Consider the following 22,706-nt stretch of genomic DNA (forward strand, 5'->3'; position numbering starts at 1 on the left):
TTGCCCTTGCACTCCGCCCCCGGGTGCAATAAACGTTCACGCCTTCGCGGGCAGGGCGTGCGTGTAGCTCCCCTGCCAGACGGTCACACACCGTCCCGCCGGGTCACCCGGCAGTCCAATAGCGAAGCCTGCGCCGGTAGCTCAGCTGGATAGAGCACCAGACTACGAATCTGGGGGTCGGGAGTTCGAATCTTCCCCGGCGCGCCACTCCTTCATTGCTTACACATCCGACTGCATGAGCTGCCGATTGCGCGGTGTGAGAGCTCGCCGGAGACGAAGAATAGCCCCTGCCATTCCTGGGTGTTGGTGCGGCTGGTGTCGCGGTCGAGCGGCTTTGCCAGCTCGAACCCGGCGCTTACCTTCTCCGCCAGGGTGAGGCGGATACCGGCCCCGGCTGACGACAGGGACTGTCGGCTGTCTCCGAAGACGATGTTGCGGTTCCAGACGGCGCCCGTGTCATAGAAGAGATAGAGCGCGGGGCCGGTGACCGGACCTAGGCTCAGGGCTCACACTCTGCCACGAGGGGCAAATCGGCGGACCCAAGGGTCGATTTGCGTATTTCAGTCAGCAGGGGCACCCCGGCAGCGTGATCGAGATATCTGACATCAGCGGATCGAAGGGCGATCTCTTTGCACATATCCGCGACACGGCCCGCGGGTGGGATGGGACAGACCCGGTGCGGCGCGTCGGCTAAGTCTCGCCGGCAAGGCTTGATACCCCCAAGGACGCTCTCGCCAAAAAGGACTGACAATATGGATGATCTGACGCAACGCCGCCTGAAGACGGTGCGCGACCACATGGCGCTGGAATGCGACTGTGATTGGGATGCGGTGATCGCGACCTTCGCGCATCCGCGCTACGAGATGTATGGTACCGGGCAGGTATTTGACGGCGAAGACGCCGTGCGCGGCTACTTCGCGGACTCGCGCACGCCTTTCCCCGACCAGGCCAACGAAATCATCTCGCTGGCAGCCGGGGATGACGATACAGTGCATGTGGAGTTCTTTCTCACCGGCACCCATCTCGGCCCGCTCGCCACCCCCATGGGCACCTTCGAGCCGACTGGCCGCAGCTTTCGCGTTCGGATGGCTGCCACATTCGAGTTCGCCACGGGAAGTGACAAGATCATCTGCGAACGCCCCTACTATGATGGCAGCATGGTGCTGCGCGAGCTTGGGCTGATCTAAGCTTCGGCGGGCCGTACAGAATCCGCCCGGCTAGAGACCAAAGACCCGCCTGGCATTTCCGCCCAGGAACAGGGCCCGCGTCTCGTCGCTGAGGCCCAGCGCGTCCAGATCCTTCAAAGCTGCCGCAGGCGGGAACATGGGATAGTTGGTGCCGAACATCACCTTGCGGGCCCCATTGCCGCGCAGATAGGCGACCAGCTGGTCCGGGTAGCGCCTGGCAGTGTAAGCGGATGTGTCGATATAGACATTCTCGTGCTTGGTGGTGACGGCAATGGCTTCATCCGTCCACGGATAACCGATATGGCCGGCCACGATGACCAGTTCAGGGAAATCCAGCGCTACCTGGTCGAGATATATGGGACGGCCAACCTCGGACGGCATCAGCGGGCCGGTGTGGCCGATCTGGGTGCAGAACGGAACGCCCTCTTCCACACAGGCCGCATAGACGGGGTAGAAGCGCCGATCCGTCGGTGGCACTTCCCACAGCCATGGCAGCACGCGAATGGCCCGGAACCCGAGCTCGCGCACGCAGCGTCGAATTTCACGCACGGCATCCATGGGACGGGAGATATCCACGGAGCCCACACCCACGAGCCGGTCCGGCGCCTCGGCAACGAAGCCTGCCACTTCGTCGTTGGAAATCATCACATTACGGGGCGCCACCCAGGCGGAGATCAGCATCCGGTCAATGCCGGCCTGATCCATCATCGCGATAGTGACTGACACGGGCAGTTGCTCGGTCGGCGCTTCTGTTTTCGTCCAGCGCCGCAGGCTGTCAAAAATAGGATCCTGACTGTGGCGGAGCGTGGGGTGCTGGCCCCAGGCATCGATAATCATTGCAGCCTCGCTTGTGGTTGCTAAGGTGTTCATGACTTGGACTATTGCTCTAGAGTGTTACTCCATTATGATCGAAACGACAACCACGAACCGTATCCGCCAAGCTGCGTTCGCGCTGTTCGAACAGGACGGGGTGGACGCGACTTCGGTGGCCGCCATCTGCCGTGCTGCACAGGTGTCGAATGGCAGCTTCTTTCACGCCTACGCCACCAAGGATGCACTGGCAGGCGACATCTACCTGTCGGCCCTGGCCAGCTATCACGCGGCAATGGTGAAGGCGGTCAGCGGGAACCCGTCAGCTGCCGACGGGGTTACAGCGCTGGTGCGGGCCCATGTGAGCTGGGTAGTTCGGGAGCGTGGGCTGGCCACCTTCATCTTCGAGCAGGTGCGCGCGGGATGGCTCGACACCCTGCGCGAGGCGCAGAAGGCGGAGAATGCGCGTTATCGCGATGCCCTGAATGGCTGGCGTCTGCGCCACGTATCGGAGGGGGCGCTGGCCGACCTTGAGGACGAGGTCTTCATGGCGCAGCTCATCGGTCCTGCTCAGATGATATGCCGAGCCTGGCTTTCGGGCCGCCGCAGCCAGTCACCCAAAACACATCTGCCGGATCTTGCCCGGTGTGCGCAGATGGTGCTCTGCACCTGATTGTGCGGAGAGGCTTCAGCCCTTTTTCTTCTGGCCGTATCCGGCGAAGCGCTGCATCACCTCGTCAATCTGCGCATCAGAGAGTATCTTCGCGCCGCCGATCGCCAACGTGCCGTGATAGACAGCCGCTTGCTCCTCGACTTCCGTCGCTACCATCATGGCAAAATCGAGGGTCGGCGCGACGGCGATCTGACCGTGATTGGCCATGAGGCAGGCCAGGCGCCCATCCAGCGTCTCGACGATGGCCTGCGCCAGCTCCTCAGAGCCGAAGGGCTCATAGGGCGCAAGCCGTATCTCGCCGCCGCCGGTGACGGCGGTCATGTAATGCAGGGGCGGGATCGTCCGATGGGCGCAGGCAAGGGTGGTGGCATATCGCGAGTGGCAGTGCACGATGGCGTTCACGTCAGGCCGGGCAGCAAGGATGCTGCCATGCATGCGCCACTCGCTGGTGGGCCGCATCGCGCCTTCATGCTTACCGTCGAAATTCATGCGGACGATGCTGTCCGGCGTCAGAAGATGTGCCGGGACACCTGACGGGGTGACAAGCATGCCGCCCTCGACCCTGGCCGACACATTGCCTGCCGTGCCGTGATTGAGGCCCTTTTCATCCATCGCGACCATGGCGGCGACGATTTCGCGCCGCAGAACCGATTCATCCGCCGTCATGCTGCCGTCTCCATGAGCGCATCAACCTGGGCTGCATTCTCAAGCAGCCCCGTCGTCCCAAGCCCCTGAGCTACCAGAGAGGCCGTGGCGATGCCATAGGCCGCGGCGTCACCTAGCGCCATGCCACGCGCCAGACCGGCAATCGTACCGGCACAAAAGCTGTCGCCGCAGCTGGTTGTGTCGACGACGTCGATCGCGCGGGCGGGAATTGCCGTCACTGTCCCGTTTATCAGGCCAAGCACACCTCCTGCACCACGCTTGATGATACAGGCTCCTGCACCCATGGCGACGAAATGAGCCAAAGCCTCCGCATGGCCCATGCCCGGCAACAGAACATCGACTTCCGCGGCGCTGGGCATGAAGAGATCCGTATGCGGCAGGGTCTGCTCCAGCAGTGCCAACACATTGGGATCTGGCATGATGAGATCGGAGGTGGTGAACACGCCGTCTGCGCGGATCGATGCCAGCGCCTCGACGGCTTGCGGCGTCGACAGCTCCGGGAAGCCGAGGCCCGCAAAATGGAGAAAACGGCTGCCGCGCGCGCGGGTCATCACTTCCCCTGCGAAAGAGGTCAGGATGCTGGCGCCGAGCATGTGGAAATTGGGCCGGCCACCCCTTGTATTGATGGCCAGTACGGTTGTGGAGGTGGGCATGGCTGAAGTGGTGCTGACACAGTCAGCATTCACATTCTCCCGAGCGAGCAGCATGCGCAGAACCGCGCCGTTCACATCCTCACCAATGACCGTTGCCAGCGAAACATCCAGCCCCAACCGGGCTGCGATCACCGCCGCGCCACCGGCTGTGCCCGCAGGCGCAAGGGCAATTTCCTCGATCAGGTTTGTGGTTTCCCCGTCGGGCAGCGCATCGATCGCGCGCGCCAGGATGTCGAGCGTGGTGAGGCCGATGCAGGTGAGGTCGGTCATTGTGCGTGTTCCCCAATGTCGACCCCTGCTTGCAGTGGTCGAATTCATAATTATAGTAATTGCTATTTTTCTGCAATGTACGGTCGATGCCGCATCGTCCAGCGAAGGAGCCTGACCCATGAGTGCAGCACCTGCCACCGGCCCTGCCGACACAGCCCTTCGCGCCCGGGCGCAGAAGGTGATCCCCAACGGCATGTACGGCCATCAGTCGGTTGGCATGTTGCCTGCGGCCGCACCGCAATTCTTTGCCGAGGCTAAAGGGGCCTATCTGTGGGATGTGGACGGCAAACGTTTCGTAGATTTCATGTGCGGTTATGGCCCCAACCTCCTGGGCTACCGGCATGAGGAGATTGACGCCGCCTATATCGACCAGCTCCGGAAGATCGACGCTGCCACCGGGCCGAGCGCCTGCATGGTCGAGCTAGCGGAAGCCTTCTGCGGCCAGGTGGGCCATGCGGACTGGGCATTGTTCTGCAAGAACGGTACGGATGCGACCACCATGGCGCTGATGACGGCGCGGGCGCATCAGGGCAAGCGCAAGGTGCTGATGGCCCAGGGCGCCTATCATGGCGCCTCTACCTGGTGCACCCCGGCGCCGGCGGGCACAACGCCGGAAGACCGGGCGCATTTCATACACTACACCTATAATGACGTGGCGAGCCTCGAGGCGGCGGCGGCCGAGGCCGGAGATGATCTCGCGGGTATCTTCGCCTCCCCCTTCAAGCACGATGTCTTCGTGGACCAGGAGCTTCCGGACCCGGCCTATGCGGAAGCCGCACGGCGCATCTGTGACACGAAGGACGCGCTGCTGATCGTGGATGATATCCGGGCCGGCTTCCGCATGGCGCGCGACTGCAGCTGGCAGGCCATCGGTGTGGCACCGGACCTTTCAAGCTGGGGCAAGGCAATTGCCAACGGCCATCCGCTGTCGTGTCTGCTCGGATCCGAACGCGCCCGGGCGGGAGCCGAGCAGCTTTATGTCACCGGATCGTTCTGGTTTGCCGCCGCGGCCATGGCCGCCTCCCTCAAGACGCTCGAGATCATCCGCACCAGCGACTATCTCGAGACCACCATCGCGCTCGGTGATGCCCTGCGCCAGGGCCTGGCCGAAGTCGGCCGCACCCACAATGTAGGCATTCGCCAGACGGGACCGTCTCAGATGCCGCTCATCATGTTTGATGGAGAGGAAGGACAGGTGGACTACGGACTTGGTGAAGCTTTCTGCAACGGCATGCTTCAGCGCGGTGTCTACTTCCACCCCTTCCACAATATGTTCATCAGTGCGGCGATGACACAAGGTGACATTCAGTATACTGTGGAAACAGCCGATGCGGTGTTGTCTGACCTGCGAGGATGAAGCTGCATCGGGCCACGGCATGATAAGCCCCGGAGGCCTATGCCCGATACGTCACGCCACTCGCCGCCATTGCAGGCGCGGGCGAAGCAGACATATGAAAAGCTTCTCGACGCAGCCCAGACGATCCTTGCGGAGGGCGGCTTCGAAGCCCTGAATTCGAATGCCATCGCGCGGGCGGCAGGCGTTACTCCGCCAGCCTTCTATCGCTACTTCACGGACAAACATGCCGTGATGCTGGTGCTGTGTGATCGACTGATGGCTGCACAGAATGACCTTGTGGCCCCATCACTCGCGGCAGCTAACCAGCGCAGCGCAACCCCGCGCGAGATCATTGCAGCGCTGATGCACGGCCATGTGGCCGCCACGCGCACCTTTCCCGCCGGATTGCAGATCATGGTGCTGATGCGCGCCCTGCCCGAATTGCGGAGCGTGCGGCTTCACTCCCATGCATCTGTTGCAGCCATGGTGGCGCGCAACATCGCGCCGTTGCTGCCGGGCGTACCTCCAGGTGACCTCGCCATCCGCGCACGGGTGGCGACGGACATGTTCTACAGCGTGATCGAAATGCTGTTCGAGAACGGCTTCACAGACGAGGAAGCCGTGATGCACCACGCGTCCATCGGCATTGCCGCAGTACTCGAGGGCCAAGCGCCTGATAGCCAAGCGATCAAGGCCCCACCGCCTCAGGCATGACTTGCCTCCCCACCCCTGATTAATGATAGTTTCTAATAAATCGTATTGCCCCAGCCGCGATGCGCACAGAAACAGGCCGCCCCGTTTCGGCGGACATAACATCAGGGACGGATCGACCATGGCCGACATTCTGGCGCGGGCCGCGCATTACATCGACAACGGGGTCTATGAGGGCGCCGGGCTGATCAACCGGCCGACCACGGAATTGTCGGAGGTTGGTGACGGCGTTGCCCTGATCGAGGCTTTCTCGCATGTGGTTGCGTTCCGGTCCGGTGACGGGCTGGTGCTGTTCGATACCAGCCTCGAAGCCTTCGCAGGCGGCGTGCTGACGTCATTGCGCCGCTGGACGGACGAACCGGTGACCCATGTGTGCTACACGCATGGTCACGCGGACCATGTGGGCGGCACAGGTGCGATCCTCTGCGAGGCCTGCGAGCGAGGTCATACACGGCCCAAGGTGGTGGCCCATGAGAATGTGAGCCCGCGCTTCCGCCGCTATGAGCTGACCAACGGCTACAATTTCACCATCAATGCCCGGCAGTTCGCCCCGGCAACCGAACTCCGCATGGGCGCGGGAGCGGACAACAAGGACGGCCCGCCGGCACCGCGCCGGTTCGGCCCCGACCCCTGGGTTGATCCGGACACGACCTTTCGCGAGGCGATGAGCCTGCGGGCCGGTGACCTGACCTTCCAGCTCAATCACGCCATCGGCGAGACGGATGACCATTTGTGGGCATGGATTCCCGAACACAAGGCCATCTGTTCCGGTGATTTCGTCACCTGGGTGTTTCCCAATGCCGGCAACCCGCAGAAGATTCAGCGCTATCCGCTTGAATGGGCCAAGGCCCTGCGCGACATGGCAGCAAAGGAGCCGGAGCTGCTGCTGCCGGCGCACGGCCTGCCAATCGAAGGCAAGGCTCGCATCGCCGAGGTGCTGGATACCATTGCCACGGCGCTTGAAACGCTGGTGAGCCAATCGCTGGAGATGATGAATAACGGGGCGCGCTTCGATGACATCCTGCACGGGGTGAAGCTGCCGTCGCATTTCATGGACAAGCCCTACCTCAAGCCCGTCTATGATGAGCCGGAATTCATCCTGCACAATGTCTGGCGGCTTTATGGCGGCTGGTATGACGGCAATCCTGCGCGTCTCAAGCCCGCGCCTGATGCGCGTGTAGCACAGGAGATGGTGCAGTTAGCCGGCGGGATCGGGCCGGTCATTGCGCGGGCGCGCATGCTGGCGGAAGCCGGGACGGAGGAAGAAATGCGACTCGCGTGCCACCTTGCCGAAGCGGCGGCCCTGGCCGAACCGGATAACCGGGATGCTCATGCCGCCCGGGCCGATATTTACGGGGCGCGACGGCACGCTGAGCTGTCGCTCATGTCGAAGGGCATTTTCGGCTGGGCGGAACGGGAGTCCCGCCTCAAGTCAGGTGTCAACGACGCCTGACTTGTGCCGCTTCAGGTCCGTACCGCTAAAAGAGGCTCACCACCTTGCGCGGGCTCTCATCTTCGTCGAGCAGGGTCCGCAACTGCACGATCATGGCGGCGTTGGACCGGGTCAGCCCCTCTGCGATGACGATCTGCACACCGCGCTGATCCAGCCGCGGGCGGCCTTCCGCATCCCGGGCGACAATCTTGTAGGTGCCGGTCTCCCGGTCGTGGGCCACGCCCCAGGGGGCGGGCGTGGTATCGATCAGCCATTGCCGATACAGGCTCTTGGTGCGTTCGTCGAGCATCCAGGGATCCACTTCCTGTCTGTCCGGAGGCCCCCGCATGGGCGCTCCCTTCCCGGCGGGACCCGGCATGCGCGCCCTGCCAGGTACCAATGGGTAAGAGAGTCTCTTTGAGATTTCCACAACCAGTCGTGAACAAATCACCGAAAATCACCCGGCTTCGACACGAGGCAGCGGGCCGGACACGCAAAAGGCCCGGATGGGTGTGACCATCCAGGCCTTTGTCATGCGCGGTGCGCCCTTGGACGAATATCCGTCAGGCGGCGCGTTCGTAGGGGAAGGCTGCTTCCGGATAACGGATAATATTGCCCTCCACGCCGGCACCCATGCGATAGGCCGCCAGCGTCGTTTCGTTGATATGAACCCAGCCGCCGACCAGCAGCGTGCCATCGTCGAGCGTGATGGGTTCCCCCAGCATCTCGACAAACTCCGGATTGTTGCGGGACTGGAATTCCAGCAGCTTCGGCGGCATCTCGAAGATGACCCGGTTGGCGCCAACACCAATCAGGAACTCCGCGAAAGCAGCCCCCAGCTCACCCAGGGTCTGACGGCGCTCATCCACCGACAGTTCCGGGGCGGCGCTCATGCGCGTGCCTTCCCAGACCTTGGGATCCTTGGGAATCGGCCGGGTCTGGATGAGATCCGGCCAGACATGCTCGGCCAGGTACGGCTGAGTGGTGGGAATGAGGCGCATGCCCCCCATCACTTCCCCCGTCTCCGGCCGCCGCTTGATCAGATAGACGGTCGCCGGGGTGTCGAACTGGTCATATTCCAGGTTGTCGAAATGCGGAATGTTCCAGCCTTCACGTTCTATGAAGAGCCGGTAGCGCATGCGGTGGTAGTCCACCAATGCATCCCCGAATTCACCTGCGGTTGTGAATGTCATGCATTCAATCATTGTTAAGCCTCCTGCTTTAAACAGGAGCCCATTCCGATCAAAAGCAGTGACGCGGTCACCTAGGCAGGTCGCGGGTTGACGCAGGCACGGCGCACGCCGCAGCCGCTAATGACCTGTTCGATTCCGCAGCGCAGCACGCGCCTTTGAAGCCTCCCTTTCCGGCGCGGGTGCGGATAAACTGCGCACCATGACAAAATCACCGACCAGCTTCATCGGCCCGGCTTCCCGGACCTATTTCTCGCAGCGCCTGAGACTTCATTACGTGGATTGGGGCAACCCGGACGCGCCGCCGCTGCTGCTCGTGCATGGCGGGCGTGACCATTGCCGCAACTGGGACTGGGTGGCTGAGGCCCTGCGCGACGACTATCACATCATCGCACCTGACCTGCGCGGCCACGGCGACAGCCAGTGGATGGTCGGCGGTACCTACATGATCAATGACTATGTCTATGACATCGCCCAGCTTATCCATCAGCTGGATCTGGCGCCGCTGAAGATTCTCGCCCATTCGTTCGGCGGGGCGATCTCCCTTCGCTATGCGGGTGTTTATCCGGATACGGTGCAAAAGCTGATTGCCATTGAGGGTCTTGGCCCGTCGCCCAAGATGCTGGCGGAACGCGCGGAGACAGCGCCCCATGAACGGTTGTCAGGCTGGGTTGACCAGATGCGCAAACTCTCGTCACGCATGCCACGGCGCTACGAGAGCCTGGATGCTGCGTTCAAGCGCATGCAGGAAGAAAACCCGCATCTAAGTCCCGAACGGGCGCGGCATCTGACCGAACACGGCATGAACCAGAATGAGGATGGCACCTGGTCCTGGAAGTTCGACAATTACGTGCGGGCCTTCCCGCCGGACCAGTGGCCGGCCGAGGAAACCCGCGCGCTGTGGGGCCGCATCACATCACCGGTAATGCTGGTACGCGGCACGGAGAGCTGGGCGTCAGACCCGGTGAAGGACGGCAGGATCGAAGCATTCCAGAATGCTACGTCTGTCAATATCGACGGCGCGGGTCACTGGGTGCACCACGACAAGCTGGAAGAGTTCCTCCCCCTCGCCCGCGACTTCCTCAAGGACTGATCCTCCGTATACGGCCAATAACATGACAGAACAGATATTCATTGGCCGTGGCGCGGCTGACCAGCATCTCTCGCTCAAGCTCGCGAACCGGCACGGGCTGATCGCCGGAGCGACGGGCACAGGCAAGACGGTGTCGCTGCAGATCCTGGCGGAAGGCTTTTCCGAAGCAGGTGTCCCCGTCTTCATGGCGGACATCAAGGGCGATCTGTCCGGCATGTCCCAACCCGGCGTGGAGACAGACTTCCTGGAAGAACGCGCCCGGACAATCGGCCTCGAAGACTATCACTACACCCGCTATCCGGTCGTTTTCTGGGACGTGTTCGGGGAACAGGGGCACCCGGTCCGCACCACGATCTCGGAGATGGGCCCGATCCTGCTGTCGCGCCAGCTTGGTCTCAACGATACGCAGGAAGGCGTGCTGACAATCGCCTTCCGGCTGGCAGACGAGGATGGGCTCCTGCTGCTCGACCTGAAGGACCTGCGCGAGATGCTTGTCTTCATGTCGGAGAACGCCAAAGAGATTTCGGCGCGCTACGGCAATGTGACGGCGGCATCCATTGGTGCCATCCAGCGCAGGCTCCTGACGCTGGAAACCCAGGGCGGGGACAAGTTCTTTGGTGAACCGGCATTGAAGCTGCAGGACCTGATGCGGCTCACCTATGACGGGCGTGGACAGGTAAACATTCTGGCAGCCGATATGTTGGTGCGGGCGCCACAGCTCTACGCCACCTTCATGCTGTGGCTGATGTCGGAGTTGTTCGAGGAACTGCCGGAAGTCGGTGACCCGGACAAGCCCAAGCTCGTGTTCTTCTTCGACGAAGCGCATCTGCTGTTCGATGATGCCCCCAAGCATCTGGTGGATCGCATTGCACAGGTGGTGAAGCTGATCCGCTCCAAGGGCGTGGGCATCTATTTTGTGACGCAGAACCCGCTCGACGTGCCTGATGAGGTGCTGGGCCAGCTCGGCAACCGCGTCCAGCACGCGCTGCGCGCGTTTACCCCGCGCGACCAGAAGGCCGTGCGCGTGGCGGCGGAGACCTTCCGGGAGAACCCGGAGCTGAATACCAGGAAGGTGATCACCGAACTCGGGGTCGGCGAAGCGCTGACATCAACCCTCGGCAAGAAGGGCGTGCCGGGCATCGTCCAGCGCACCCTCATCCGCCCTCCCAAGTCGCGGCTGGGTCCGGCCACGCCGGAAGAGCGCAAGGCCGTGATACAGGCCAGCCCGGTAGGTACGTCCTATGACATGGCGGTTGACCGGGAATCCGCTTTCGAAGTGCTGAAAGTGCGCCGCAAGCAGATCGAGGCGGAGCGCGATGCCGCCGAGAAGGCCGCACAGGCGGAAAAGGAGCGAAAGGCACGAGAGAAGGCCGAAGCGCGGATGCGGCCCCGGACCTCCCGCCGACAAGGTGCGACCGAGGCCTTCATCAAATCCATGGTGCGACAGGTCGGCCGCACGCTGGGGCGCGAACTCATTCGCGGCATTCTGGGATCGCTGAAGAAGTAAAAGCCGACCGCTATTACATGCTTTCCAGCATTAGCGCCAAAACACTCGGAAATCTGCGAGTTTCCAAACAGTTTTCACGCCCTTTGCGAGTGTTTCTCTAATACTTCAACTTTTACGCTATTTTTAGAGTCTCGGGTGTCTCATGCGTCTGCTTTCGGAGCGGCCACCGCATGAGAGGGGAGAATCATGGGATTCATGGATCGCGTAAAAGAAACCGCCAAGCGCCGGAATAGTCCTGCGCCAGAGGCGGCTGAGTCAGACGACACGACGGCCACGACTGTTGAACAGGCCCTTGCGACCATGGCCGCCAATACGCCCGTTCGCCTGCCCGAAGGGGCAGCCGAGGGCGAACTGGGCAGCACCTGGCACGCCATTGCGCAAATCGCTTCTACCTTGAGCCAGGCACGCAAGCTGCGCCAGATGGTCGATGTGATGCCGATTAATGTCATGATGTGCGACCCGGAAGACTTCCGGATCAACTATATCAACAAGACCAGCCTGGAGACCCTGCGCTCCATCGAGGAACACCTGCCGATCACGGCTGATGAACTCGAAGGTGCCTGCATCGACGTGTTCCACAAGAACCCGGTCCACCAGCGCACGATGCTCGCCGACCCATCCAACCTGCCGCACAAGGCCTTGATCCAGGTCGGGCCGGAGAAACTCGAACTGAACGTGTCGGCAATTCACAATTCGGACGGCAGCTATGCCGGACCGATGGTGAGCTGGAGCGTCGTGACCTCGCAGATCGCAATCGCCGAGAAGGTGAAGAATGTGGTCGACGTTGTGGCCGCGGCCTCTACGGAACTGGACTCGACTGCCCGCAGCATGACCGGCACGGCTGAGGAAGCCTCCACGCGTTCGGCCACCGTGGCATCGGCATCCGAGGAAGCCTCGACCAATGTGCAAACGGTGGCCGGAGCGGCTGAGGAGTTGGCCAGCTCGGTTCAGGAGATTGGACGCCAGGTAGCCCAGTCGTCCCAGATTGCCGGGCGCGCCGTGGCAGAAGCCACCCGCACCAACGAGACGGTGCAGAGCCTTGCGGAGGCCGCCGGCCGTATTGGCGACGTGGTGAGCCTCATCACCGATATTGCCAGCCAGACCAACCTGCTTGCACTCAACGCCACCATCGAGGCCGCGCGCGCCGGTGAGGCGGGCAAGGGCTTTGCGGTCGTTGCGTCAGAAGTGAAGGCATTAGCCACCCAGACGGCCAAGGCAACGGAAGACATCGGCACCCAGATCACGGCCATTCAGGACGTGACATCGAGTGCCGTGGAAGCCATCGCCTCGATCCAGTCCACCATTGATGAGATCTCCACGATCTCGACGGCGATCGCCAGTGCGGTGGACCAGCAGGGCAGCGCCACTCAGGAGATTGCCCGCAATGTGCAGGAAGCCGCGGCAGGCACCCAGGAAGTGTCGTCCAATATCTCCGGTGTGTCTTCATCGGTGAGCGAGACCGGTGCATCCGCTCAGGAAGTTATGTCAGCTGCCGGGCAGCTGTCGGAACATGCCGTGCAGTTGCGCAACGACGTGGAGGACTTCCTCCGCCAGCTCAACGCCGCCTGATTACCGGAACACTTCGGGACAGCATGAACCGGGGTCTGCACACTGCGGGCCCCGGTTTTTTCGTTTGCCCGCACCTGACCGCAAAATCTTTCCATCTTTGCGGCTAGAGTGCGGACAATCGAGTGTCTCACCGCGTCAGGAAATCTCCCTTGGCTTCATCTCATCACAAGCTCCGTCACGTCTTGCGGCGTGAAGCGCGGGGGTTCCTTTCCCGATTGCGGCGGGGACGGCTGAGCGTCGTTGAATGGTTAGCCACCGGGCTGGTGACCCTGTTCATTGTCCTGCCCGTGGGGCTAACACTGATCTATCGCGTGGTGCCGCCGCCGCTCACAAGCGTTATGGTCATCCGCTTCTTCGAGGGCGACGGCGTGCGGCGCGACTGGGTGCCGCTCGAGGACATCGCCCCAAGCGTGAGGGCTGCGGTTCTTGCGTCGGAGGACAACAGTTTCTGCACCCATTCGGGCGTCGATTGGCCGGCGCTCAAGGCAGCAATGGATGCGGAAGTGAAGGGCGCGGGCAAGGGCGGTGCCAGCACCATCACGATGCAGACCGCGCGGAATCTGATGCTGTGGCCGCAGCGCAGCTATATCCGGAAGGGCCTGGAACTCTATGTGGCGACGCTGATCGAGTTGTTCTGGCCAAAGAAGCGCATTCTGGAGGTCTATCTCAACATCGCGGAATGGGGGCCCGGTGTCTTCGGCATCGAAGCTGCTGCTCAGCACCACTTCGGCGTCAGCGCCGGCGAGCTGACCCAACGTGAGGCCGCGCGGCTGGCGGTCATCCTGCCGAACCCGAGAGAGCTCCACGCGACCGCCTCCACAGGCCATGTTGTGCGCCAGGCGGGTATTGTCGAGCGCCGGATTGGCCAGTTGGGGCCACTTCTCGACTGTGTGAAGTGACTTTTTTCGGGGGTTTGTGACACCCCATTTCTTGATTAACTTTGTTAACCTTCTGCTTCTGGCCTTGGCCCATGGTAGTCGGTAATGCCATGGGCGAGCGCATAACATGCAAGCCTAATGGAACGCGGGACTTTAACGGACTCCCCGTCCCTCTCACCTTTCTCATAGTACTGAATTATTCTGGGTTTTAGCCCAAGTGCTTTTGCCGCATCTTTTTGCGACATGCCCAATGACTTGCGCCACCGCTTGAAATCTTTGGCTTCCATTGTCATCCAGATTCTGCGGTCGCGACCGCGAACACCCTGTTTGCGCACTGTGTGCGCAACTCCATTGACAATTGCGCACCCCGTGCGTATATAGGATGCACATTACGGTTTTATGACATCGCCGATTGGCGGCGAAGCATCAAGACCTGAAAGAATGGAGAGTCGATCATGACCAGGAATATGGTGTTCTGGCTCTCTTTCGGGCTCGTACCCCGGAGGGAGCAGCGCGAAGACCGCCGTGTGTTTAGCGGTCACACTCTTGAAGACGAACGTTCGTTTTCTCGCCGCATGGCCTTCTACAAGGCCCACCCCCACCACTAGGCGCCTGCGTATTTACGGCGACTAGCTGACGAGTAAGAAATCAGGCGGATCAACTTGCAGGTTGATCCGCCTTTTCTTTGCGCTTCGTCAGGTGTTGCAAGTGCGGCTCAGGCTGGCACCAGATCAGCGAGCCTGGCAAAGGCATCCTGGTCATCGCGCGGCACGGCGATCACTGGCACGTCGCCGGTGAAGCGGCGGATGGCGTCGCAGGTGTCCTGAAGGGGGATGCCCGCATCGGGCGTCTCGCTGACCATGATGGCCAGCGGATCAAGACCGCGCGACTGAAGCGCTTCAAGCGCAGTAAGTGTGTGACTGATCGTGCCCAGATAACTGCCCACAACAAGGATAGGCGTGGCGGCAAGGTCTCTCATGAAGTCGCGCATGGTGCGGGTGTCATCCACCGGCACCAGCACACCGCCTGCGCCTTCGACAATCAGCACCGTTCCATCCCCTGCCGCATCACGGTGGCGGGTGCAGAAAGCGATCACCTCGTCATAAGGCACGGCCTTGCCCTCGCGTGCGGCGGCCATGTCAGGGGCGAGTGCCGCCACGTATCGCCACGGTGACAGTTCGGCCATGGCCTCACCGGTCACCTCCCGCCCCAGTGCCTCGAGCATCAGCGCCGTATCACTTGTCGGAGCTGTCTCGTCGGTGAAATCCGTGATGAGCGGCTTAAGGGCTATCACCTCACGGCCCCGGGCGCGCAGCGCACGGATGAGACCGGTGGACACGTAGGTCTTGCCGATCTCAGTGCCGGAAGCGGTGACAAAAAGGGACAGTGCAGTCATGCGGCAGGCCGTTTGATGATCCGGTCACGGATGAGTGACGCCAGACGAGTGATATCGGCCGGGTCGTGTTCGGCCATGAAGGTGAGGCGCAGACGCGCGGTGCCCGGCGGTACCGTCGGCGGACGAATGGCGGTGACGAGATAACCTTCGTCCAGCAACAGGCGAGAGGCGTCGAGCGCCCTGGTCTCTTCACCGATGATGACGGGCACAATGGGGCTCTCAGGCGTCGGCAGGCCCACTTCCCGGCAGAACTGAGCGGCATTGGCCACCGGACGCACCACCCGCTCGGGCTCAGCCTCGATTACATCCAGCGCAGCGAGGGCAGCTGCCACGCTGGCCGGCGGCAGGCCCGTTGAATAGACAAGCGTGCGTGCACGGCTCTTCAGAAGATCGATGACCGGCTGATCCGCGCAGAGATACCCGCCGTAGCCGCCGACAGCTTTTGAGAGCGTGCCCATCTGCAAGGGGACATTCATCTTCTGCGGGCCGAAGGCGAAGGAAGATCCCCGGCCGCCGCCGATGACACCGAGCCCGTGGGCATCATCGGTCATCAGCCAGGCGTCGTGCGCTTCCGCCAGTGCGGTCATCTCCGGCAGTGGCGCCAGGTCCCCATCCATGGAAAACACGCCGTCGGTGACCACAAGGGCGTTGGCACCCTCTGCCCGGTGCGCCGCCAGGAGGCTGCGAAGATCGGCCATGTCGTTGTGCCTGAAGATGACCACTTGGGCGCGCGACATGCGCGCGCCGGAAATGATGCAGGCGTGGCTCAACTCGTCAGCGAAAATGATGTCGCCTTCGCCAAGGAGGCTGGGAATGATGCCGGTGTTGGCCAGATAGCCGGACCCGAAGACAAGTGCTGCTTCCGCGCCCTTGATGCGGGCAAGGCGGGCTTCAAGCTCGGCGAAAAGCGGATTGTTGCCGGTGACAAGGCGCGAGGCGCCGGTGCCCGCGCCATAGGTTTGAAGCGCTTCAGCGGCGGCCGCTTTCACCTGCGGGTGCTGGGAGAGGTTAAGATAATCATTGCAGCAGAAGGAGATGACGTCGCGCCCATCGCGCGTGGCACGCCCTGCCATGCCGCGGCCCGTATCCACCAGCTCACGGCGCTGGCCGCGTGTTTCCAGCTCGGCAAGCTTGCGGCCGGCAAATTCGTTGAGGCTGGGCATGCGGGGATATCTCTCCCTTCTCGTTGTGCGGTCTTTTCAGCTCTGCGCGCTGCGTGACGCAGGCCGGTTGCGGCACTTGTGATGTGCGTGCGGGCCACTATGCTCTGGCGCTTCACCCGCCTCAAGTTGTTCCCGGCAGATGCATGGCAGATACCCCCTTCACCCCGCCCGACTGGCTGCGCCAGGGGTTTGACCATATCTGGTTGCCCTACACCCAGATGCAAGATGCTGCACTCCCTGCGCCCATTGCGCGGACGGAGGGCTGCCGGCTGATCATGGCGGATGGCCGCGAGCTCGTGGATGGCGTTGCGTCCTGGTGGACGGCTGCGCATGGCTACAACCATCCGCATATTCGCCAGGCTGTGCAGCAACAGCTGGAAACCATGCCGCATGTCATGTTTGGCGGCCTGGCTCATGAGCCGGCCTACCGGCTTGCGACGCGGCTGGCGGCCCTCACCCCGGGTGACCTCACACGCGTGTTCTTTTCTGAATCCGGTTCGGTCTCCGTCGAGATCGCCATGAAGATGGCTGTGCAGTATTGGATCAACAAAGGCGAGCGCGGGCATTCCCGCTTCGTGAGCTTCACCGGCGGCTATCACGGCGACACATTCGCCACCATGTCGGTATGCGACCCGGAAGAGGGCATGCATTCTCTTTTCGCTGGTCTGCTGGCGGAGCAGATCCTCACGGATCTCCCGACTAGCGAGGCAGCGCGGCAGGCTTTCGACGACTTGCTGGCGGCGCGCAAGGGCGACATCGCGGCGGTGGTGACCGAACCTCTCGTTCAGGGCGCCGGCGGAATGCTGTTTCACTCCGCGGAGACGCTGCGTTTCATCCGCGAAACATGCGACAGGCATGGTGTGCTGCTGATCGTCGATGAGATCTTCACCGGCTTTGGCCGTACGGGCTCGCTGTTTGCCTGTGACCAGGCGGGGATCGTGCCCGACATCATGACGCTGTCAAAGGCGCTCACCGGCGGAACGCTGCCGCTGGCGGCCACCATCGCGCGGCAGCATGTCTTCGACGCCTTCCTGTCGGACAGCGCCTCCACGGCGCTGATGCACGGGCCAACCTATATGGGCAACGCGATGGGGTGCGCGGCCGCCAATGCGGCGCTGGACCTGTTCGAACAAGACCCGCCAGGCCCCCGCGCCGACAGAATTGCCACGCAGCTGGTCGCTGAGCTGGAGCCGGCGCGGCATCTTCCAGGCGTGCGCGACGTGCGCGTGCTGGGTGCCATCGGTGTCATCGAGCTTGATCCGCATTCGGACCATGACTGGATGAAGGCCGAGTTCATCCGGCGCGGTGTCTGGGTGCGGCCCTACAATTACATCATTTATACGACCCCGCCGCTGGTGATCTCACCAGAGGAGCTGAGCACCCTTACCACCGCCATGGTGGATGTGGTGCGGCTGTGGGGCGGGAAAACGCAACAGGAAGGCTGACGCACATATGGTCAAGGCAGTTATCTGGGATTTCGGCGGGGTTTTCACGACGAGCCCCTTCGAGGCATTCGCGCGCTTTGAGCGGGAGAAGGGTCTGCCGGAGGATTTCATCCGCAAGATCAATTCCACAAATCACCTGGACAATGCCTGGGCAAAGTTCGAGCGCTCGGATGTCAGCATGGATGAATTCGACGAGCTTTTTGCAGAGGAAGCGCGCGCGCTGGGCCACGAGGTGCGTGGCCGTGACGTGATTGCGCTGCTGTCAGGTGATGTGCGACCGGAAATGGTGCGGGCTCTGAAGCTTGTAAAGGAAAACGGCCTGCGGGTTGCGTGCATCACCAACAATGTCTCCGCCGGGGAAGGCGCGGGCATGGCCACGACCCATGAAAAGGCTCTGGCCGTCCAGTCGATAATGGATGAGTTCGAGCACATCATCGAGTCGAGCAAGGCCGGCGTCCGCAAGCCGCATCCGCGCATCTACCAGATGGCGCTTGAGGCGCTCGGGATCGAGGGGCCGGACGCGGTCTATCTCGATGACCTGGGAATCAACTGCAAGGCAGCGCATGAGCAGGGCATGGCGGCCATCAAGGTAACGAGCGCCGAGCAGGCCATCAGCGACCTGGAAAAGGCCGTCGGCTTTTCGCTCCGCTAGGCAATGCTGGAATAGGTGCTGCAATAAGTGCTGCAACAAAGAAGCCCCGGCGCATGCGCCGGGGCTTTTGTCGTTCAAATCGGCAGGAGCCTATTTGCTGATGCCGAGGCGGGCCTGTGCGTCGGCACGGGCCTTTTCAAGCTCTGCATCGCCGAGACCGAGTTGGCGGGCGACGCTCTTGATCTGATGGACTTCGAAACGGTGCAACTCACCGTCCGCATAGGCCACTTCCCACATCATGGAAAGGATGTCGATCTGCTCCTGAGCGGAGAAGTTCTTCTTCACCGCTTCGGTGAACTGCCAATCGGAGTAATTGGCCTTCTGGCGGGCGGCGGCGATGTCGATCAGCGTTTGAGCGTCATCGGCGGCAAGGCCGAAGCGCTCTGCCACAATGCGCTCCATGGCAGCGCGTTCGCTCTCGTCGAAGTCACGGTCAAGGCGGGCACCTTCGACCATCAGTGCCGCGGCAGCGACCTGCTTGACGGAGAACGGATCAGCACTTTCGCCGTCCGGCGCCTTGCGCTGATCAAGAAAAGCAACAATTCGATCCAGCATGGTTTGTTTCCTCTAGCGAGCAATCCGGCTCTTGTATCGGTCCGGTAAGTCCGGGAGTGCAGCAGCCTTGTGTGACAGCTGCACTCCCGTCTCGTGATTATTCCGCCTAATGGGCCAGGATGCCCGACGCGGCCTTCACCGGGGCACGGCGCGGGAACACCATGTCCAGCACCACGGCGATGGCCGGCAGCACGGTGATCGACATGATCATGTTGGTCATGAACATGAAGGTCAGCAGCAGGCCCATATCCGCCTGGAACTTGAGCGGCGAGAACGTCCAGGTGCTGACGCCCACAGCCAGGGTGATGGCGGTGAACACAACGGCCATGCCCGTCTCGAACATCGACTGCTTGAAGCTATCGGTGATGTTGAGGCCTTCGGACAGGTGGAACTGGAGGCGGTTGTAGATATAGAAGGCGTAGTCCACGCCGAGGCCAACGGCCAGCACCATCACCGGCAGGGTGGACACCTTGAGGCCGATTTCCAGCTCCTTCATGAACCAGTAGCCCAGGAAGGTGGCCAGGGTCAGCGGCACACAGCAGCAGATCGTGGCGCGCCAGTCGCGGTAGGTGAGATACACCAGCAGGATGATGGTCACATAGACATAGAGCATCATCGGCAGTTCGGCCGTTTCGATCTCTTCGTTGGTGGCCGCCTGCACGCCCACATTGCCGGAGGCAAGGCGGACATTGACGATGTTGCGGAAGTAGTCGTCCGGATCAGCCTTGGCGGCGGACGCGTCACCATCTTCGGAAGCAGCAGCCTTCTCGGCATCAGCAGCAAGACGCTCACTGACGGCCGCGCGGGCTTCGTCTTCGGTCTGGTATCGGTTGCCCCACTGGTCGACAAAGACGTTGCCGTCCGGATCGACATAGGGATAGGCCGCACGCCACGTCTTCACGCCGGCAATCACGCTTTCAATCGTGGTGGCCTTGGCATCGTCGGTGAAGATCTGAAGCGGCAGGGTGGTGCAATCCACGTCAAGAAGACCTGACGAGGTGGGCACGGGACCAACAGCCTGCACGAGGGCAAACTTATTGCGCGGCAGGGTCTGATATTTGAGGTTGCCCTCGTTCCAACCGGCTGATGAGCCCTTGGCAGCAGTCGGCAGCGAGATCACCGCGGCGACGCCTTCCCGGTTCTGCATGTACCAGGAGAAGCGGGCGAGATAGTTCATGACATTGTGGTCGATACAGGCCTCAGACGGGGTCTCGTTGACGACCGTCAACAGGTTGAGGCCGAGGGCGAACTTGTCGACCACGAAGCGGCTGTCCTCATTGTAGCGCGCTTCGGTACGCAGTTCCGGGGCGCCTGCATGCAGGTCACCCACGTGGCGGCCAAGGCTCTGCCACACGGCGAGACCGAAGAGCACAACACTGCCGGCGAAGATCATGATGGCAACGCGCGGTTCGGCCAGCTTGCCCACATGGGTCATCATTCGGATACGGAAGTCGCGCGCTGCGTTGGCCCGGTCCACGAACTTCTCGTCGAAGGAGAAGTAGGACGCCAGCAGCGGCAGCATCACCAGGTTGGTGACAATCTTGAGCGCCACACCGATGGAGGCGGTGACGGCCAGTTCCTGGATCATGCCGATCGGGATCAGGATCAGGGTACCGAAGCCGACGAGGTCGGTGATCAGCGCCATGGAGCCAGGTATGAACAGCAGGCGGAAGCTGGCGCGCGCCGCTTCCTCGCCGCTGGACCCTGCCGTGATTTCCTTGGTGATCAGGTTGATCTGCTGCACCCCGTGACTCACGCCGATGGCGAAGACAAGGAACGGCACCAGGATGGCCAAAGGATCAAGGCCGTAGCCAAGGATATGCAGCACGCCGAACTGCCATATCAGCGAGGTGAAGGAGCAGAACAGCGCCAGGAAGGTCAGCGTCCAGGATTGGGCGTAGAGGAACACCGACAGGGCCGTGAGCACAAAGGCGATGGCGAAGAATATGACCACCGTCTGGGCGCCGTCGGCGATATCACCAATCAGCTTGGCAAAGCCGATGATGTGGATGGTGTACTGATCGTCCTCGTACTTGCCGCGGATCTTTTCTTCCAGCTGGTCGGCGAGGTCGAAATAGTCGAGGCGCTGCTGGGTCTGCGGGTCGATGTCGAGGAGTTCGGCAACCACCATGGCGGCGGTGGAATCTTCAGCGACGAGACGGCCGAGGAAGTTGCCCCGGATCACGTTGTTCTCGATCCGCGCCAGCGCCGCATCGTCCATGTTGTTGACGGTCACGGTGCCGGGGATCACGTCGTCGGCATTGATGCCTTCCTCGGTGATTTCCAGATAGCGCGTGTTGGGCGTCCACAGCGAGGTCACCGTGCGGCGGTCAACGCCGGGCAGGTAGAACAACTCGTCGGTGACTTCCTTGTAGCGGGTGAAGAAGTCCTTGTTCCAGATGGTGCCTTCACGCTGGGCGAGGACGATGATCACGCGGTTGGAGCCAAACAGCCGGTCCCGGTAATCCTGGAAGGTCTGGATGTATTCGTGGCCGGTGGGCAGCTGCTTCTCGAAGCCGGCGTCCATCCGCAGCTGGAAGGCATAATACGCACAGTAGATTGTGATGACCGCGAAGACGGCCAGGATGATGGCCTTCGCGCTGAACAGCACATTTTCCAGCAGCTTGATCATGTTTTTTCCGTTTCACTCCACGCCACATGAGGTTGCCGTGCTTGGTCGGGCGCGGCAGCCCCGTGAACTCAAAACCAATGTCCTTAGCCGGAAATTGCCTGCGCTCTCGACGCCTGACCATTCGTTGCGAATGATCCGCCTGCGCCCGGATCGGGCCGGCGAGAGTGCGATATCATCCCCGGCTGACGCAGCGCAGGCCCTGGGTGCAGCGCCCCGGCCACGTCAGATTTCCACCACACCAATGTCAGAGGCTTTGATGCCGGTCCTAATGTTGCGACTGTTGCGCTTCAGCGCCCTGGCAATAAGCCGGGCGTCTTCTAGAGCGCGTCGCCCCCCGGTGACCGGCTGCACCAGGATCGCGAGATCCCCGGTGCACCCTCCCCAATGGTTTCTTCCTTATAACGACCAGTTTGTTACCGGCTTCTTTTGACCGGGCCGCCCGTCCCCAACGCTGCTGCGTTCAACCGGAAGGTTTACGCAAGCGGCGCAGGCCATACGTCCCGCAAGCGTCCCCGATAGCACGGGTACGTCGCGGGTGGTACAAAAACCTGACATGAATCTGAGCAAATTTGCCGGAACGTTGCCAGAAATATGCACAGGCGCGGCTTTTTCGTGCGGCAACATGGTTAACCGAACACCCCACCCCACACCCATAAGACAACCCATGGGGGAAGTCGGCGCCACTCGGTCCGAAGCCTGATTGACGTTGCGGGTGTAGGGTTTTGATAAGGAAAGATGACACTGGCGTCACTTTTCGCTTGCGGGACCGCTGACAGAGACCTACCTTTTTGTCAGTAAGAGCGGTGTCAGGGCGGCAAGCCCCGATGCCCCTTGCCTTGTCCAGCCCGCCTCCCTACGCGGATGGACTGACATAGAGCTGTTTGACCG

Annotated in this window: 21 protein-coding genes, 1 tRNA gene and 1 pseudogene; 13 read left to right on the plus strand and 10 right to left on the minus strand. The window is 61.9% G+C overall.

Annotated features, from left to right (window positions below):
* Positions 1 to 130 precede the first annotated feature (130 nt).
* From HG718_RS12730 to HG718_RS12735, 3 genes and pseudogenes are all read left to right on the plus strand, one after another.
* Positions 131 to 207 (plus strand) — tRNA-Arg (locus HG718_RS12730).
* Positions 208 to 511: 304 nt separating this feature from the next.
* Positions 512 to 694, plus strand: a pseudogene (locus HG718_RS15760) (VOC family protein); the annotation flags it as partial.
* Positions 695 to 752: 58 nt separating this feature from the next.
* Complete coding sequence (locus HG718_RS12735) at positions 753 to 1,187, plus strand: ester cyclase (RefSeq protein WP_160587025.1); 435 nt, start codon at positions 753 to 755, stop codon at positions 1,185 to 1,187.
* A gap of 30 nt (positions 1,188 to 1,217) precedes the next feature.
* On the opposite strand, the gene HG718_RS12740 is transcribed toward HG718_RS12735, so the two are convergent.
* Positions 1,218 to 1,913: an amidohydrolase family protein gene (locus HG718_RS12740; RefSeq protein ID WP_244624801.1), complete on the minus strand. Its 696-nt coding sequence runs from the start codon at positions 1,911 to 1,913 to the stop codon at positions 1,218 to 1,220.
* A 178-nt stretch (positions 1,914 to 2,091) separates the two neighbouring features.
* Between HG718_RS12740 and HG718_RS12745 the strand changes: the two genes are divergently transcribed.
* A complete protein-coding gene (locus tag HG718_RS12745; RefSeq protein ID WP_160587026.1) occupies positions 2,092 to 2,670 on the plus strand; it encodes a TetR/AcrR family transcriptional regulator in 579 nt (192 codons plus the stop codon).
* Positions 2,671 to 2,685: 15 nt separating this feature from the next.
* Here HG718_RS12745 and HG718_RS12750 read toward each other — a convergent pair whose 3' ends face one another.
* The gene (locus tag HG718_RS12750) at positions 2,686 to 3,336 is read right to left on the minus strand and encodes a class II aldolase/adducin family protein (protein WP_160587027.1); all 651 of its coding nucleotides are present in this window, start codon (positions 3,334 to 3,336) and stop codon (positions 2,686 to 2,688) included.
* Positions 3,333 to 4,259, minus strand: coding sequence for a carbohydrate kinase family protein (locus tag HG718_RS12755; protein WP_160587028.1), 927 nt, complete (start codon positions 4,257 to 4,259; stop codon positions 3,333 to 3,335). Before HG718_RS12755 ends, HG718_RS12750 begins: the two co-directional genes overlap by 4 nt.
* Positions 4,260 to 4,377: 118 nt before the next feature.
* On the opposite strand from HG718_RS12755, the gene HG718_RS12760 reads away from it, so the two are divergent.
* The 3 genes from HG718_RS12760 to HG718_RS12770 all read left to right on the plus strand — a co-directional run bounded on the left by HG718_RS12760 (position 4,378) and on the right by HG718_RS12770 (position 7,759).
* Positions 4,378 to 5,616, plus strand: coding sequence for an aminotransferase class III-fold pyridoxal phosphate-dependent enzyme (locus tag HG718_RS12760; RefSeq protein WP_160587029.1), 1,239 nt, complete (start codon positions 4,378 to 4,380; stop codon positions 5,614 to 5,616).
* A 39-nt stretch (positions 5,617 to 5,655) separates the two neighbouring features.
* The gene (locus tag HG718_RS12765) at positions 5,656 to 6,309 is read left to right on the plus strand and encodes a TetR/AcrR family transcriptional regulator (protein WP_160587030.1); all 654 of its coding nucleotides are present in this window, start codon (positions 5,656 to 5,658) and stop codon (positions 6,307 to 6,309) included.
* A gap of 118 nt (positions 6,310 to 6,427) precedes the next feature.
* Positions 6,428 to 7,759 (plus strand): alkyl sulfatase dimerization domain-containing protein, encoded by a 1,332-nt coding sequence (locus HG718_RS12770; RefSeq protein ID WP_160587031.1) that lies wholly within the window; start codon positions 6,428 to 6,430, stop codon positions 7,757 to 7,759.
* A 25-nt stretch (positions 7,760 to 7,784) separates the two neighbouring features.
* On the opposite strand, the gene HG718_RS12775 is transcribed toward HG718_RS12770, so the two are convergent.
* Positions 7,785 to 8,048, minus strand: a complete 264-nt coding sequence (locus HG718_RS12775; RefSeq protein ID WP_160587032.1) for a hypothetical protein — start codon at positions 8,046 to 8,048, stop codon at positions 7,785 to 7,787.
* A 253-nt stretch (positions 8,049 to 8,301) separates the two neighbouring features.
* Positions 8,302 to 8,931 carry an acyl-homoserine-lactone synthase gene (locus HG718_RS12780; protein WP_160587033.1) on the minus strand — a complete coding sequence of 210 codons (630 nt, stop codon included), beginning with the start codon at positions 8,929 to 8,931 and terminating at the stop codon, positions 8,302 to 8,304.
* Positions 8,932 to 9,130: 199 nt separating this feature from the next.
* Here HG718_RS12780 and HG718_RS12785 point away from each other — a divergent pair, with 199 nt between their 5' ends.
* The 4 genes from HG718_RS12785 (at position 9,131) to mtgA (ending at position 13,996) form a co-directional block, all read left to right on the plus strand.
* Positions 9,131 to 10,021 (plus strand): alpha/beta fold hydrolase, encoded by an 891-nt coding sequence (locus HG718_RS12785; RefSeq protein ID WP_160587034.1) that lies wholly within the window; start codon positions 9,131 to 9,133, stop codon positions 10,019 to 10,021.
* Positions 10,022 to 10,043: 22 nt separating this feature from the next.
* The gene (locus HG718_RS12790; RefSeq protein WP_160587035.1) at positions 10,044 to 11,528 is read left to right on the plus strand and encodes a helicase HerA-like domain-containing protein; all 1,485 of its coding nucleotides are present in this window, start codon (positions 10,044 to 10,046) and stop codon (positions 11,526 to 11,528) included.
* Positions 11,529 to 11,723: 195 nt separating this feature from the next.
* The gene (locus HG718_RS12795; protein WP_160587036.1) at positions 11,724 to 13,097 is read left to right on the plus strand and encodes a methyl-accepting chemotaxis protein; all 1,374 of its coding nucleotides are present in this window, start codon (positions 11,724 to 11,726) and stop codon (positions 13,095 to 13,097) included.
* Between the two features lie 263 nt (positions 13,098 to 13,360).
* Entirely contained in the window at positions 13,361 to 13,996 is a 636-nt protein-coding gene (gene mtgA, locus HG718_RS12800) for a monofunctional biosynthetic peptidoglycan transglycosylase (protein ID WP_205345635.1), read from the plus strand.
* Between the two features lie 44 nt (positions 13,997 to 14,040).
* Here mtgA and HG718_RS15710 read toward each other — a convergent pair whose 3' ends face one another.
* From HG718_RS15710 to bioF, 3 genes are all read right to left on the minus strand, one after another.
* The gene (locus HG718_RS15710) at positions 14,041 to 14,268 is read right to left on the minus strand and encodes a helix-turn-helix domain-containing protein (RefSeq protein ID WP_308936418.1); all 228 of its coding nucleotides are present in this window, start codon (positions 14,266 to 14,268) and stop codon (positions 14,041 to 14,043) included.
* Positions 14,269 to 14,690: 422 nt separating this feature from the next.
* Positions 14,691 to 15,371, minus strand: coding sequence for a dethiobiotin synthase (gene bioD / locus HG718_RS12810; protein ID WP_160587037.1), 681 nt, complete (start codon positions 15,369 to 15,371; stop codon positions 14,691 to 14,693).
* Positions 15,368 to 16,534 (minus strand): 8-amino-7-oxononanoate synthase, encoded by a 1,167-nt coding sequence (bioF, locus tag HG718_RS12815; RefSeq protein ID WP_160587038.1) that lies wholly within the window; start codon positions 16,532 to 16,534, stop codon positions 15,368 to 15,370. Before bioF ends, bioD begins: the two co-directional genes overlap by 4 nt.
* Before the next feature lie 143 nt (positions 16,535 to 16,677).
* On the opposite strand from bioF, the gene HG718_RS12820 reads away from it, so the two are divergent.
* Together HG718_RS12820 and HG718_RS12825 are read left to right on the plus strand one after the other, a co-directional pair.
* Positions 16,678 to 17,979 carry an adenosylmethionine--8-amino-7-oxononanoate transaminase gene (locus HG718_RS12820; protein ID WP_160587039.1) on the plus strand — a complete coding sequence of 434 codons (1,302 nt, stop codon included), beginning with the start codon at positions 16,678 to 16,680 and terminating at the stop codon, positions 17,977 to 17,979.
* Positions 17,980 to 17,986: 7 nt separating this feature from the next.
* Positions 17,987 to 18,631, plus strand: a complete 645-nt coding sequence (locus HG718_RS12825; RefSeq protein WP_160587040.1) for an HAD-IA family hydrolase — start codon at positions 17,987 to 17,989, stop codon at positions 18,629 to 18,631.
* A gap of 90 nt (positions 18,632 to 18,721) precedes the next feature.
* On the opposite strand, the gene HG718_RS12830 is transcribed toward HG718_RS12825, so the two are convergent.
* Both HG718_RS12830 and HG718_RS12835 read right to left on the minus strand, forming a co-directional pair.
* Positions 18,722 to 19,186 (minus strand): tellurite resistance TerB family protein, encoded by a 465-nt coding sequence (locus HG718_RS12830; RefSeq protein ID WP_027838339.1) that lies wholly within the window; start codon positions 19,184 to 19,186, stop codon positions 18,722 to 18,724.
* Between the two features lie 106 nt (positions 19,187 to 19,292).
* Positions 19,293 to 21,818, minus strand: coding sequence for an efflux RND transporter permease subunit (locus HG718_RS12835; protein WP_027838338.1), 2,526 nt, complete (start codon positions 21,816 to 21,818; stop codon positions 19,293 to 19,295).
* Positions 21,819 to 22,706 lie beyond the last annotated feature (888 nt).

Source organism: Pyruvatibacter mobilis (assembly GCF_012848855.1).
Taxonomy (GTDB): Bacteria; Pseudomonadota; Alphaproteobacteria; order CGMCC-115125; family CGMCC-115125; genus Pyruvatibacter; species Pyruvatibacter mobilis.